The organism is Paenibacillus sp. TC-CSREp1 (assembly GCF_050171015.1).
Classification (GTDB): domain Bacteria; phylum Bacillota; class Bacilli; order Paenibacillales; family Paenibacillaceae; genus Paenibacillus; species Paenibacillus silvae.
Genome location: NZ_JBNOKM010000018.1, coordinates 1 through 13,983 on the forward strand (window position 1 = coordinate 1; position 13,983 = coordinate 13,983).

Genomic DNA, 13,983 nt, shown 5'->3' on the forward strand with positions numbered 1-13,983 from the left:
AACGGGATGTAGCTCAGCTTGGTAGAGCACCTGGTTTGGGACCAGGGGGTCGCATGTTCAAATCGTGTCATCCCGATCTTTGGAAAGCACTATCTTAACGGATAGTGCTTTTGCTGTTTTATAATACATTTTAGCTGCAAAACAATCATTGCTGAGTCCCGGCTACCTGTTTTGCATAAAGCGTTATACATTAGGTCACAATAGGTTTAAAAAGGGATTGAAGGGGTTTATGTGAGCAGGCTCAACTTCAGAAAACAGTTCAAGAAGCGCTGGCGGCGATGGAGAAGAACGTTGTGGATGGCCGGCGCGATCATAGCGATTACGATATTAGCATACCGTGGTTTAACTATATCTGCTGCGGTAGAGCGCCTATTAACAACGAATTTCGGGGAAGCTGTGAGTGTTATGGGCCCAGTTCAGCAGGGTACCCGAACCGAGCAGGAGATTGAGACACTTGTAAACCAGCTCAAGACGGAGAGAACAAACTTAATCCGTGTTATTTTGCAAACTGAATATATCTGCGGTGTGGAGACAGAACAATTAGGGAGAATGGATATACCTCAGTTAAAAGTATTACTTGTTCAACATCCAGAGTGGGAGGCTGAAGTCACCTCAACGGATATCTTGCAGCTGAAGCAGCGTGTAGATGACCTCTCACCGATCTGCAAACAGCAGGCATACATCAGCATTGATGCTGCCGGAAATCTTAATTTGTACGAGGGCAAGCCAGCGGAAGAGAACGTGATTCGTACGTTTTTTCAGCTGGATGTAGGCACGCTGGAGAGTTCACTGCCTGATGGCGTTTTAGAGCAATTGCAGGAAGGGATTCGTGTTCAGGATAAGGATGAGTATGACAGTGTTATTTCAACATTCAGTGATTTTGCTGTGGACGAAAAGCATCGACTGCTGCGAAATGGCGGTTAAACGTTGAGATAATAAGTCGAGCACCGAAGCCAAATAGGTGATAAGTCAAATAACTTTGACGAAAGGACATCATCAGATGTCCTTTTTGTCGTGCTCTAGGAAGACTTGCAAAATGTAAAACATTTTGCAGAATACAAACGAAAAACAGCAAGTATTAGCATAGTTAAAGTTTTTCCTGCCGTGCGGCTTATCTTTTGTTATAATGAAATGAACGATACATATGTTCGCTTTTGTAAGGGAGAGATGGTTTTGCGTTTTTTGGGGATTGACCCGGGGATTGCGATTGTGGGTTTCGGGTTTGTGGATAAAATCGGGAACAAGGTTGTGCCCGTGCAATATGGATGTATCCAGACAGAGGCTCATACTCCTGAAGAGGAGCGGCTTCTTCACGTATATGAGGGCATGGTGCAGTTAATTGACAAATATAAACCGGACGCGGTAGCACTGGAAAAGCTTTTTTTTAACCGGAACGTCACTACAGCGATGTCTGTCAGCCAGGCCAGAGGGGTCATGGTGCTTGCTGCTGCTCAGAAGGGTCTGCCGATTGCAGAATATACCCCGATGCAGATCAAACAGGCCATTGTGGGCTATGGCAAAGCGGAGAAGAAACAGGTGCAGGAGATGGTGAAAATGTTCCTTCGCCTTCAAGTTGTTCCCAAACCGGACGACGTGGCAGATGCGCTGGCTGTTGCCGTGTGTCATGCACATTCTTATACATTAAATTCCAAGTTGAATGAGGTATTGCGAAAATGATTGATTTTCTAAGAGGACAGTTCATACATGTTGAGAGTGATTATATTGTTCTGGATGTTCATGGCGTAGGTTATCGTGTATTCTGTCCAAATCCCTATGCGTTTGCGAAACAAGAAGGTGAAATAACGGTATATACCCATCATCATGTTCGTGAGGACGCAATGCTGCTATTTGGTTTCGTAACGCGAGAGGAGCAGCGTTTGTTCCGCAAGCTGATTGAAGTATCAGGCATTGGACCGAAAGTGGCCTTGGGCATTCTTGCGGGGGGCACGCCAGATCATGTAGTCACCGCGATCTATCAGGAGAACTTGACGTTCTTGACAAAGCTGCCAGGCATCGGTAAGAAAACAGCGCAGCGTATGATTCTGGATCTGAAAGACAAGCTGGATGGTTTCGGTACGGCAGCGTACGAGACAGGATTGTTCGCACCGCCATCTGAAGAGGTTGGAAGCGGATCTGCATGGGATGAGGCTCGCGAAGGCCTGAAGGCGCTTGGATACACGGATACTGAATTGGATAAGGTATGGCTGAAACTGAAAAAAAATGTGACTACGGCGGATTCTGTGGATGTGCTGATGAAGCGTGCGCTGCAGATGTTATTTACCGGATAAATTATTTTTCATAGTATAATAGAGTTGCAGCCTGCAAGAAAAGGGTGAGAAACGTATGGATGAACGGATTATATCCGCGAACCTGATGATGGAGGACCAGAACGTTGAATTAAGTCTTCGTCCCCGTTATTTGAATGAATACATCGGGCAGAACCAGGTGAAGGAAAATCTTAAAATATATATTGAAGCGGCTAAATTACGAAATGAAGCATTGGATCATGTGCTGTTATACGGTCCTCCGGGACTTGGTAAAACAACACTTGCTAATATCATTGCCAATGAACTTGGCGTAAACCTCAGAACAACTTCAGGTCCGGCGATCGAACGTCCCGGTGATCTGGCTGCGTTGCTGACTAATCTGCAAGAGGGAGATGTCTTGTTTATTGACGAGATTCATCGCCTGCATCGTACGGTTGAAGAGGTTATGTATCCAGCGATGGAAGATTCGGCGTTAGATATTATGATTGGCAAGGGTCCTAGTGCACGTTCTGTTCGTCTGGATTTGCCGCCATTTACGTTGATTGGTGCGACTACGCGCGCGGGGTTATTATCTGCTCCTCTTCGTGATCGGTTTGGCGTTATTAGCCGCCTGGAATTTTATACAGTTGATGAGTTGGCATACATCGTATCACGCTCTACTGAAATTTTAGGTGTAGAGATTGTCGGCGATGCCGCAGAAGAGATCGCTTTGCGGTCACGCGGGACACCACGTATTGCTAACCGTTTATTGAAACGAGTCCGTGATTTTGCACAGGTGCGTGGTGACGGTATTATTACACAATCACTGGCAGAAGAGGCATTGCAGCGATTACAGATTGATCCACGTGGTCTGGATGAAATTGATCATAAGATGCTTAAATCAATGATCCACAGTTTTCGCGGAGGGCCGGTCGGGCTGGACACCATTGCGGCTACGATTGGGGAGGAGCCTCAGACCATTGAGGATGTATACGAACCTTATCTGCTGCAGATCGGTATGATTCAAAGGACACCAAGAGGCAGAGTTGTAACGGACCTTGCCTATCATCATCTGGGCTTGCCTGTTCCTCCAAGAGATGGCAAGTAAGAATAAGCATTTTCTGTGGGGAGATGTGGATCAGAGGATAGTGCCAATTTCTAGTTACACAATGGGATGAGACGAACCGTTATAAACGAAAGACATATATAGAGAGGAGCCTGAAGGTGGGAAAAGCAATACGTACGAGAAAGTGGAGTCGTCGATTGAAAGTACTGGCGGCTGCTCTAATGACAGCAGGATGTTTGCAACTGCCTGCTTATGCTGATGGCAATGATGCGCAGTTGATCAGGGTAGCTCTGTTTGCCAATTTAGGGAGCACATATAAATTAACAACCCCACTTATCACACTTGAAGCGAGCGGACAGTGGGGCCTTCAGTCGGAGAGAGGCACTAACATGACGATCCCATCCGGACAAGCACGATTCAGTGCAGATGGATTTCGCGTAAAAGTGCTGGAAACGACTGATTTCAAAACAGCCGCTGCGGCTGCAAAGCTGCTTCAGGCGACCGCAGATAAACCGTTATTATTCACAGCATCTTTCAATGGCAAAACACTTTATCAGCTGTATACGGGAAATTATGGAACAGCAGCACTGGCAGGACAAGCCGTTGAAAGAGTACAAAAAACAGCTGCAGCTCAATTGGCTGGGCAGAAACCTGTTGTAACAGGCAGCGAACGTTTGCAAGCAGGCAGCTACAGCTCTCTTCAGGAAGCTGAGGCGGCGCAGGTGAGTTTGATGTCAGCAGGTTTTACAGCTTATCCTGTGCTTCAACTGGACGGAAGCCAGGCATATACAGTTTGGGTTGGCGAAGCTGCATCTGCAGCAGAGTTATCCTCATTAAAGCAGCTTATCGAAACGAGTACAGCCGGTGTTAACCTTTCCCCTGCAGGTGACAGTGGCGGGCTCATTATTCGTCAGGATGCGGGATTGAGTACAGACAAGCTGATTACTGCTCCGCATTATACAATCGCAGGCAAAGACGCTAAAGTGCTTGTGCAAGGAACAGGCAACGGCATAAAAGTTGTGGAGCGCTCACAACGAACCTATCGCGGGGATATGGAGATCAGCATCGTTAACGGTGATTTGGCTTTGGTTAACGTTGTAGCACTGGAACAGTACTTGTATTCGGTTGTGGGTGCCGAGGTCTACTCTTCCTGGCCAGCCGAAGCTCTGAAAGTGCAAGCGGTCGCTGCTCGTTCCTATGCACTGCAGCAAGGGGAGCGTTTCAAAATCGCCAATGTTGTGGATACCACACTGAGTCAGGCATATAACGGAATGACTTCAGAGAACGATAAAGTAACGAGCGCTGTAGATGCCACTGCCGGAGAAGTGGTTAAAAGCGGAGGCAAAATTGTAGAAGCCGTATTTTCCTCTAATGCGGGTGGTCAAACGGCCCATCCTTCCGAGGTATGGAATGGTGGCGCAGGGGTCTTCACTAATGTGGAGAGTCGGGGGGATCAATCTGCCCAAGCTGGACTTCAATCCTGGTATCATGTACTTCTGAGTTCAGGTGTGAGCGGATATATTCGTGAGGACAATGTAAAACAACTAACAACAAAGACAGAAGCGGGTCTTTCCAAAGTAACCGTAACGGCTCAAAATACGAATGTAAGACCTATCCCGCTGATCCAATCCAATGTTGAACCTGTAGCCAAAATTAATCCTGGAACAGAGGTTGTTGTATTGGCCAAAGTGGCTCAATCCAATGATTATGCATGGGTAAGGGGACCATTTACCTCGGCACAGCTGCTCAAGACATTGCAAGGTAAAACGACAACGGCCCTTCCTTCCTCCATCTCAACGCTGGAAGTAAGCAAACGTGGTCCATCCGGGCGAGCCCTTGAAGTTATAGCCAACGGGCAACCGTTGACGGTCAAATATGCGGATACGTACCGCTCTGCATTAGGTGGATTGCCGAGCACTTTATTTGATATTGCTGGGACCGGAAGTTATACTGTATTAGGCGCTGACGGTAACAAAGCTAGCAAAACGGGATCACAGGGAACTGCTGTGTTATCAGCATCTGGCACGGGAACCTCTTCGAGCAATGCCTTGGTTGTGATGAGTGCAGATGGTCAAGCGAGAGCTGTAACACAGGGGCAGACTTTTATGTTTATCGGTCAAGGTAACGGCCATGGGCTCGGTCTATCCCAATGGGGAGCCAAGGGGATGGCTGATGAAGGGTATGATTACCAGACAATATTGAAACACTATTATAAAAATGCGACGATTGTCAAAGAATAAAACTATATGATGTTAGCGAAATGAAATAAACAATAGGGTCTTAGGTCAATAATGAATTGAAAGAATATGAATGTGTTAAGGAATGAGTAGAACATGAATGTGGACTTATATGATTTTGAATTACCAGAGGAACTAATTGCACAGACACCATTGCTGGATCGCACCGCTTCTCGTTTGCTTACTTTGAACAAAGAGACGGGTGAAGTTGCACACCACCATTTTCCTCATATTCTCAACGTGCTGGAGCCGGGAGATACACTGATTCTGAATGATACCCGTGTATTGCCTGCCCGCCTGTTTGGTACCAAAGAAGATACAGGTGCCAAAGCAGAGGTACTGCTCCTCAAAAATGTGGAAGGTGACAAGTGGGAGGCACTGGTCAAGCCAGGTAAAAAGCTGAGAGATGGCGCGGTCATCGTGTTTAGTGATGAGCTCAAGGCCGTGATTAATGAAGTCGGTGAAATGGGAGCGCGTACGCTAACGTTTGAGTACAACGGCATCTTCCAGGAGATTTTGGATCGTCTGGGAGAAATGCCGCTGCCGCCATATATCAAAGAAACGCTTGATGATCGTGAGCGTTATCAAACGGTATATGCCAAACACGAAGGTTCCGCTGCTGCACCGACAGCAGGGCTTCATTTTACTGATGAGCTGCTCGATCAGATTCGCGCCAAAGGTGTGAATATCGGCTTTATAACGCTGCATGTCGGGTTAGGCACCTTCAGACCGATGTCTGTTGATGTGGTTGAGGATCATGTGATGCATGAGGAGTATTACTCTTTATCTCAGGAGACGGCGGATCTGATTAACGAAACCAAAGCACGTGGCAATAAAGTATTTGCAGTAGGTACAACCAGCTGCAGAACATTGGAGACCGTGGGAAGTAAATTCGAAGATGGTGTGCTGCAGGAGAGCAGCGGCTGGACGAGCATCTTTATCTATCCGGGGTATACCTTCAAGGTTATTGACGGGATGCTTACTAACTTCCATTTGCCAAAATCAACACTTGTCATGTTGGTTAGTGCGCTGGCGGGGCGTGAAAACATAATGCATGCTTATGCTGAAGCGATCAAGGAGCGATACCGTTTCTTCAGCTTTGGCGATGCGATGCTGATTTATTAATCAACGATTAAATTTTAGAGGATGATTATAACCAATGGCAGCAATTACGTACGAACATATCAAAACGTGTAAACAATCCGGTGCGCGTCTGGGGCGTGTGCACACCCCCCATGGCGTTATTGAGACACCAACCTTCATGCCGGTAGGCACGCAGGCAACGGTAAAAACGATGAGTCCTGAAGAACTGAAAGAGATGGATGCTCAGATTATATTGAGTAATACGTATCACTTGTTCCTTAGACCCGGGCATGAAATTATCCGCCAGGCAGGCGGTTTGCATAAGTTTATGAACTGGGACCGTCCTATTTTGACGGACAGCGGCGGGTTCCAAGTTTTTTCTCTTAGTGAAATGCGCAAAATTACGGAAGAAGGCGTACACTTCCGCTCCCATCTGAACGGAGACAAAAAGTTCCTTTCCCCGGAAGTCGCTATGGAAATTCAAAATGCACTGGGATCGGATATTATGATGGCGTTTGATGAGTGCCCTCCATATCCGGCTGAGTATGAATACGTGAAAAAGTCACTTGAAAGAACAAGCCGCTGGGCAGAGCGTTGTCTTGAAAGTCATGCTCGTCCGCACGATCAAGGCCTGTTTGCAATCGTACAGGGAGGCATGCATGAGGATCTGCGCCGTCAAAGCGCGGCTGATTTGACTTCCATGGATTTCCCGGGGTATGCTATTGGTGGACTGAGTGTTGGAGAACCGAAACATTTGATGTATGGTGTATTGGATTATACAGTGCCTTTGCTGCCTGCCAATAAACCACGTTATTTGATGGGGGTAGGTTCACCCGATGCATTGATTGAGGGATCAATTCGTGGAGTGGACATGTTTGACTGCGTGCTGCCAACCCGAATTGCCCGTAACGGAACAACGATGACAAGTCAGGGACGTCTGGTCGTTCGCAATGCCAAGTTTGCAACGGATTTCGGGCCGCTTGATCCGGAATGTGATTGCTACACTTGTCGCAACTATTCCAGAGCTTACTTGCGTCATCTGATTAAGGCAGATGAAACATTTGGTTTGCGTCTTACAACGATCCATAATCTTCATTTCCTACAGAATTTGATGCGGAATGTGCGCAAAGCCATAATGGAAGATCGTTTGCTTGATTTCCGGGATGAATTTTTCGATCAATATGGTCTGCATGACAATGACAAAGGTTTCTGATTGAGGTTTTTGCGGAGCCGATGTAACAAGCAATATCTGTACGTATAGTTGATAAGGGGGAGTTTTGATGTTTCAGACAATGACTGCTCAAGCTACAAATGCAGGTGGTGGAATTTTTTCGTTGATCGTACCTTTGGTGCTGATGGTCGCGATTTTCTACTTCCTGATGATCCGTCCACAGAACAAAAAGCAAAAACAACGTAATGCAATGTTGAGCCAGTTGAAAAAGGGCGACAAAATCGTAACGATTGGTGGCCTTCATGGTACAATTGCGGAAATTACAGACGATGTGGTTGTATTGCGTGTTAACGATGTAACCAAACTTACATTTGACCGCAACGCCATCAGCAGTGCTGTAAGCCGGGAAACGGCTCAATAATTTTATACATGATGAGAATATGCCTGGCATATTCCCGAACAGAGAATCGGATCTGAGCAGATCCGGTTCTCTTTTTGTATTCTCAGGAAGAACGATGAGTGTTTACACCGAAGATACCTCCGAACGCGGCAAGCAAAAAAGCGCTGAGCAGCTGCAGGCTGTCCTTCCAGTTGAAGGAAGCATCGAGTGCAAGGAAGCCGATGAGCAGCACGAGAAGTCCGTATACGATGCCTGTAAGCCCCCCGTAGTACCATCCTTTCTCGCCCGACCGTTTGCCCGCAATGAAACCGCCAATGATCAGAGACAAGCCATGAGCAACGTAGGTATAAGTAGAGAGGTCCTGTTCTCGCATGCCGCTCATCCACAGGAAGAAGGAAAGAATTAAAGCGCCGACAAACATCCAGACAAAAGCATGACAGAGGCCAGACAGAATTGGATTGGACATCCGAAATGAGAACAAGCGGCGAATCAATTGCATGAAGCAACCCCCTTGTACAAGTTTGAAATTAATACAGTGTATGGTCAAGCCTACGTACTTATGAGCCGATTTCCATTAAATAAACGGATTATTTCTGCATGAGCCTGTCAGGTTCAGGTCAAAATAGGGATTGCACTTCCGCTGTCTGTCCAAATGCTGAGATTCGAAGGAGGTTCCTGTTATGAATTTCACTGAAGTTGGCCCGCATATCTTCCGAACGATCCTCATGTATTTTCTGGTTTATTGCGCGATTCGCATTATGGGTAAACGGGAGATCGGCAAGCTGTCGATGTTTGATCTGGTTGTATCGATCATGCTCGCGGAGATGGCTGCTTTTGTCATAGAAGATATCAAAAAACCGCTCTCCCATGGTATTGCTCCGATGCTGACCGTTATTGTTATGCAGGTTGGCATGGCTTACCTCGGATTAAAGAGCCGCAGGCTGCGTCTGATGATTGATGGAAAACCTACGGTTATTATCTCCAAAGGCAAGCTTCATCGGGATGAAATGAAAAAGCAGCGTTACAATCTGGATGACCTGCTGCAGCAGCTGCGGGAACAAAACATAGACAGCATAGAAGATGTGGATTTTGCTTTGCTGGAGACAACGGGCAAGCTGACGGTATTTCCTAAGGATCAAAGTGCAGGTAATAGGAGGGCTTCCTCCGGTTCGGATTCAGGTAATTCATCTACCGACAAAAAAGGCAGCGTCAAATTAAAAGGTTTCCCCAACATTAAATATGAAGGGCTGCCTGTTCCACTCATTATGGATGGCAAGGTTCAGGATGAAAATCTGGAGATGATCGAGAAAACTCGCTTCTGGTTGAAAAATCAAATCCAACAAAAGGGCATTATGGATTTCAAGGATGTATTTATATGCTCCATCGACCATAACGGTAAAATATATATCAGCCCTCGTGAAGATAAGAAGTGAATCTATTTTCCAGAGCGGCGTTTGAACCATGAACCAATGAGCGGGGTACGTGATAAATCATGGAAATCAATCATTTTGGTCATACCCATGATGAGTAAATACACAATTAAACCCGCGGCTGGGGCTAGAGTCATGCGTAACCAAAAAGGGAACATGGCTGCCGTGTGTTCGTAAACGAGCAAGGTCGCTGCACCCATAATGAACATGCCGGCTCCTGTTTTAACCCAATCCAGCAGCTTGAAGCGAAAATTCAAAAGAATGCGAACACTGCGTGCATGTAATAAGGTTACCACCATAGAATTGATGCAGATTGCAATGACCGCACCGAAAATACCGTATTCCGGCTGTGAAGCCAGCATCAGAATTAACGAAATTTTGATAACAGCACCGATAAACGTATTTAACAATGCTTTGCCTGGGCGATCGAGCGCCTGCAATGCAGCCTGGAGCGGAGCCTGAATGTAAATAAATAATGCAAACGGAGCCATCAGCTTCAGCATGCTTCCAATCGATGCATCGTTATAAAGCACCAGACACATCGGTTCGGCAAGCACATACATAAAGACGGAAAACGGTGCACCGGTGACGAGCGCAAGCCGCAGAGCCTGATGCATTCTTTTATGAATGAGCGCGCGATCCCCCCGGGCAGAAGCTTCTGACAGAGAAGGGACCAGAGAGGTAGCGAGAGAAGAGGTCAATGCCCCAGGCAGCAAGAGCAGCGGTATGACCATGCCTTGTAATGCACCGTATTGAGCAGTAGCGAGTCCTTTGGCAATTCCGGCAATGGCAAGACTCTGGGCTGTTACAATGGTCTCTGCGAGATAGGATAACGAGCCGACCAGACGCCCCCCAGTAACGGGAACGGATATAGCAAGCAGTCGCCGGATCAGGCCCCCCTGAGAGGTTTCATTTTCTACGGACTGCTCCGTGCGATTTTTCGATAAAGGCAGTTCCTTTCTAGCCCTTGCATAGTTCCATAACAGAACAAGCATACCACCCAGTTCACCGACCATAGCGCCCAGCATGGCCCCCGCGGCTGCATGTTCAATCCCGTGAGGCAGCAGCAGCCATGCAAACCAGATAACACAAATAATACGGATGATGGTTTCCACAATGGATGACACGGCTGTAGGCATCATATTTTGTTTGCCCTGGAAGTACCCCCGGTACACTGCCGAAACGGCAATAATGGCAATCATAGGGCTCATGCTTACAAACGTATGGTATACCCGTTCGTCCGTGAGTACATATTGAGTGATCCACGGGGCAAACACGATGCATAGAAACATAAAAACGACACCAAGCGTGAGTGTAAAGCTAAGACTGATCTGCAAAATACGCTGAGGCGAATAACGGTTAGCACCCGTTTCGGCTTCTGCGACAAGCTTGGCTACAGCTAAAGGAATACCGCCGGTAATCAGCGTGACCAGCACGATAAAGAAGGGATAGCTCAGTTGATAGATGCCAACACCCTCTGCACCGATGACCCGTGGCAGTGCAATACGCGGAATGAAGCCGAGAATGCGATTGATTATACCTGCCGCGAGCAGGATCATGGCTCCCTGAATAAATGTCTGTTTCTTCAAAACTACCCCTCTCTCCCGGTTGAAGGTACAGGTTATCCTCATTGAATGTACAGGTCATCCTCATTAATGGGACAAAGCCGTTGTATTTCATCCTATGCAGGGGTTTTATCATCTCATGACAACTTGCACACGATTAACAAAAAGAACCATCACCCGCAAGAAGGAATATGATCGGGTGAGGTCGAATGATGTAGTATCGATGCCGCAGAGAGGCTTGGATGTAAGAAGGGAGGCTCCCCACTTGGAAGAAATGAATGATGTGGAGTTGGAAGAGTCCATAGAGATACTCTGCCGAAGCAAGGCAGAGGAATTAAGGCTTGTCGGTTACCAATATGTCACCAGCAAAGATGTCTGGAATTGCGTCAGTCATAAATACGAAAAACAGGGCATTCCACCGCTTCACCAACTGGTGAACGACATATTGTCACTGAAAGCAACAAGCTTTATGAACTTTATGACCGTGTCTGCATACCGGGGGTCCTCTTTCTAAACGAAAGGGATCTTTTTTGTTGAAAATTGACTGCTTTTTACGGCATCGCTATAATAGGAATATTGAGAACGAAAGGGGATCTAGGAACGGCATGAAAAGAATTATCAGTTTCATTCTGGTCGTGCTTGTCACCACAGGGGTTATGGTGGGTACAAGTCCGGAGCTGCTCAAAAATATACGCTTGGGCCTCGATTTAAAAGGAGGCTACGAGATCTTATATGAAGCAGAGCCGCTCGAAGCAGGGCAGCAAGTCAGCAAAGCCTCTCTGGTGCAAACAGCCAAAAGCCTTGAAAGCCGTGCCAATGCGCTCGGAACCAGCGAGCCGGAAGTAACTACGGAGGGAACCAACCGTATTCGGTTGAAACTGGCAGGGGTTACGGATGAGGCCGAGGTTAGAGCCAAAATGAAAGAACCAGCTGTTCTGACCTTCCGAAGTAAAGCAGAGAATGACAAGGAAGGCGAGTACTCCAAAATTGAGCTTCGCGGTAATGAATTTGTCGAAAATGCAGCTAAGGTTGTTTTTACGAATATGAATCAGCCGGTGATCGATATTAAAGTGAAGGATAAAGCCAAATTCTCTGAAATTACCAAGCGTTTGGTTGGACAGCCTCTAGCGATTTATCTAGATAACACGTTGCTTTCAGCACCAAAAGTTGGACAGCAACTGACCGATGGTTCTGCTCAGATTTCAGGTTCATTTACCCGTGAAGAAGCGAACCAGCTGCGTGATACCATTAACCTGGGTGCACTGCCTTTGAAACTTACCGAGAAGTACTCTCAAAGCGTTGGAGCCACCCTTGGTAAATTGTCTCTGGATCAGACGATCAAAGCCGGTTTGATTGGCTCTGTCATCATTCTTGTCTTTATGATTGGGCTGTACCGCGTACCAGGTATCATTGCTAGCTTTGCGTTGATTACTCATACATGGTTAGTGCTTGCGATCTTCTATCTCGGTGAATTTGTCCTTACCCTTCCGGGTATTGCAGCCTTTATCCTGGGTATAGGTATGGCGGTCGATGCAAATATCATTACGTACGAACGGATCAAGGAAGAGATGCGGAGCGGCAAATCCATCCTTTCGTCTGTTAAAGCCGGAGGTAAACATTCCTTCCGTACAATTATCGACTCCAATATCACAACGATTATTGCAGCGGCTGTGATGTTCTTCCTGGGTACTGGGGCGGTTAAAGGTTTTGCACTCGTACTGATTTTTGACATTGTGACCAGCATCATCACGAATATTTTCTTCTCCCGCTTCCTGTTAACCTTGCTTGTACGGGGTAACGTGCTCAAGAAGCCTAAGTATTTCGGAGTGAAGGAGAGTGAAATTCGTGCGCTTTAATTGGAATTATGACTACGTTAAAGGCAGTAAGATAGCCTATACATTTTCAATTATTTTGACAATAGCAGGGATTGTAAGTTTATTGGCACTAGGTTTGAACTATGCGGTTGATTTCAAATCAGGCTCCAATGTGGATATCACAGTATCCAAAGCGATCACAACGGAGCAGATTGATCCGATTATTAAGGATATGGGTGTCAATGAGAGCGATGTGCACATCACGCCGGGCGCTGATCGGGTCAATGTTCGTTTCTCGAATGTTCTGATTGAAGATCAGGAAAGTAAGTTCAAGCAGGAATTTAGTAAACTTGATCCGAAAGCATCTTATGAGGTGAATACGGTCGATCCTGAAATGGCCAAGGAATTGGAACGAAATGCAATCTATGCTGTACTTATTGCAAGTATCGGGATTATGATCTATGTTGCGATTCGCTTTGAATGGCGCTTTGGACTTGCAGCGGTTATTGCCCTTTTCCATGATGCATTTGTTGTTATCAGTATCTTCTCCATTTTCCGTCTGGATGTCGATCTGACCTTTATTACAGCAGTATTGACGATTGTTGGTTTCTCAATTAACGATACGATCGTTATCTTTGACCGGATTCGGGAAAACCTGCGTTTTGCCAAGAAGACAACCAAAGCCGATTTGCGTGAGGTTGTGAACCACAGTTTGGCTCAAACGATGACTCGTTCCTTGAATACAACGTTTACGGTATTTGCCGCTTCAATCTGTTTGTTCATTTTCGGTGGAGAGTCTATTCGTATGTTCTCCCTTGCTATGGTGATCGGAACATTGTTCGGTGCCTACTCTTCCATTTTCATCGCAGCTCCGCTCTGGCTGGTGCTTAAAGGTAAACAAGTTGGCAAACCAAAAACAGCAGCGAAAGCTTCTAACTAAACATCGAAATGTAAAGCCGCGTCTGCTAGGC

At 46.5% G+C, this 13,983-nt stretch carries 14 protein-coding genes and 1 tRNA gene; 13 read left to right on the forward strand and 2 right to left on the reverse strand.

Features of this window, described 5'->3' with window-relative positions; translation table 11 throughout:
• The first annotated feature begins 2 nt into the window (after positions 1-2).
• From ACQSGY_RS24385 to yajC, 9 genes are all read left to right on the forward strand, one after another.
• A tRNA-Pro gene (locus tag ACQSGY_RS24385) sits at positions 3-76 on the forward strand.
• Positions 77-231: 155 nt separating this feature from the next.
• On the forward strand, positions 232-924 hold the full coding sequence (locus ACQSGY_RS24390) for a BofC C-terminal domain-containing protein (protein ID WP_427181303.1): 693 nt from the start codon (positions 232-234) through the stop codon (positions 922-924).
• 249 nt (positions 925-1,173) lie between these two features.
• The gene (gene ruvC, locus ACQSGY_RS24395; RefSeq protein ID WP_111268445.1) at positions 1,174-1,677 is read left to right on the forward strand and encodes a crossover junction endodeoxyribonuclease RuvC; all 504 of its coding nucleotides are present in this window, start codon (positions 1,174-1,176) and stop codon (positions 1,675-1,677) included.
• On the forward strand, positions 1,674-2,288 hold the full coding sequence (gene ruvA / locus ACQSGY_RS24400; RefSeq protein ID WP_427181304.1) for a Holliday junction branch migration protein RuvA: 615 nt from the start codon (positions 1,674-1,676) through the stop codon (positions 2,286-2,288). The genes ruvC and ruvA overlap by 4 nt, the downstream gene beginning before the upstream one ends.
• A 55-nt stretch (positions 2,289-2,343) precedes the next feature.
• Positions 2,344-3,354 carry a Holliday junction branch migration DNA helicase RuvB gene (ruvB, locus tag ACQSGY_RS24405; RefSeq protein ID WP_111268447.1) on the forward strand — a complete coding sequence of 337 codons (1,011 nt, stop codon included), beginning with the start codon at positions 2,344-2,346 and terminating at the stop codon, positions 3,352-3,354.
• A gap of 116 nt (positions 3,355-3,470) precedes the next feature.
• Positions 3,471-5,552, forward strand: coding sequence for a SpoIID/LytB domain-containing protein (locus ACQSGY_RS24410; RefSeq protein WP_427181305.1), 2,082 nt, complete (start codon positions 3,471-3,473; stop codon positions 5,550-5,552).
• A gap of 93 nt (positions 5,553-5,645) precedes the next feature.
• Positions 5,646-6,674, forward strand: a complete 1,029-nt coding sequence (gene queA / locus ACQSGY_RS24415; protein ID WP_145406681.1) for a tRNA preQ1(34) S-adenosylmethionine ribosyltransferase-isomerase QueA — start codon at positions 5,646-5,648, stop codon at positions 6,672-6,674.
• A 34-nt stretch (positions 6,675-6,708) separates the two neighbouring features.
• Positions 6,709-7,845 carry a tRNA guanosine(34) transglycosylase Tgt gene (tgt, locus tag ACQSGY_RS24420; RefSeq protein ID WP_111268450.1) on the forward strand — a complete coding sequence of 379 codons (1,137 nt, stop codon included), beginning with the start codon at positions 6,709-6,711 and terminating at the stop codon, positions 7,843-7,845.
• A gap of 67 nt (positions 7,846-7,912) precedes the next feature.
• Positions 7,913-8,224 carry a preprotein translocase subunit YajC gene (yajC, locus tag ACQSGY_RS24425; protein ID WP_184185682.1) on the forward strand — a complete coding sequence of 104 codons (312 nt, stop codon included), beginning with the start codon at positions 7,913-7,915 and terminating at the stop codon, positions 8,222-8,224.
• 82 nt (positions 8,225-8,306) lie between these two features.
• On the opposite strand, the gene ACQSGY_RS24430 is transcribed toward yajC, so the two are convergent.
• Complete coding sequence (locus tag ACQSGY_RS24430; RefSeq protein ID WP_427181306.1) at positions 8,307-8,702, reverse strand: TIGR04086 family membrane protein; 396 nt, start codon at positions 8,700-8,702, stop codon at positions 8,307-8,309.
• Between the two features lie 181 nt (positions 8,703-8,883).
• Between ACQSGY_RS24430 and ACQSGY_RS24435 the strand changes: the two genes are divergently transcribed.
• Entirely contained in the window at positions 8,884-9,636 is a 753-nt protein-coding gene (locus ACQSGY_RS24435) for a YetF domain-containing protein (protein ID WP_427181307.1), read from the forward strand.
• A 2-nt stretch (positions 9,637-9,638) separates the two neighbouring features.
• Here the strand turns inward: ACQSGY_RS24435 and spoVB are convergent, their stop codons facing one another.
• Positions 9,639-11,222 carry a stage V sporulation protein B gene (gene spoVB, locus ACQSGY_RS24440; protein WP_427181308.1) on the reverse strand — a complete coding sequence of 528 codons (1,584 nt, stop codon included), beginning with the start codon at positions 11,220-11,222 and terminating at the stop codon, positions 9,639-9,641.
• Between the two features lie 250 nt (positions 11,223-11,472).
• Here spoVB and ACQSGY_RS24445 point away from each other — a divergent pair, with 250 nt between their 5' ends.
• From ACQSGY_RS24445 to secF, 3 genes are all read left to right on the forward strand, one after another.
• The gene (locus tag ACQSGY_RS24445; protein WP_229729699.1) at positions 11,473-11,712 is read left to right on the forward strand and encodes a post-transcriptional regulator; all 240 of its coding nucleotides are present in this window, start codon (positions 11,473-11,475) and stop codon (positions 11,710-11,712) included.
• A 91-nt stretch (positions 11,713-11,803) separates the two neighbouring features.
• Complete coding sequence (secD, locus tag ACQSGY_RS24450) at positions 11,804-13,054, forward strand: protein translocase subunit SecD (RefSeq protein WP_427181309.1); 1,251 nt, start codon at positions 11,804-11,806, stop codon at positions 13,052-13,054.
• Positions 13,044-13,952, forward strand: a complete 909-nt coding sequence (secF, locus tag ACQSGY_RS24455) for a protein translocase subunit SecF (RefSeq protein WP_289370147.1) — start codon at positions 13,044-13,046, stop codon at positions 13,950-13,952. The genes secD and secF overlap by 11 nt, the downstream gene beginning before the upstream one ends.
• The last annotated feature ends 31 nt before the right edge of the window (positions 13,953-13,983 follow it).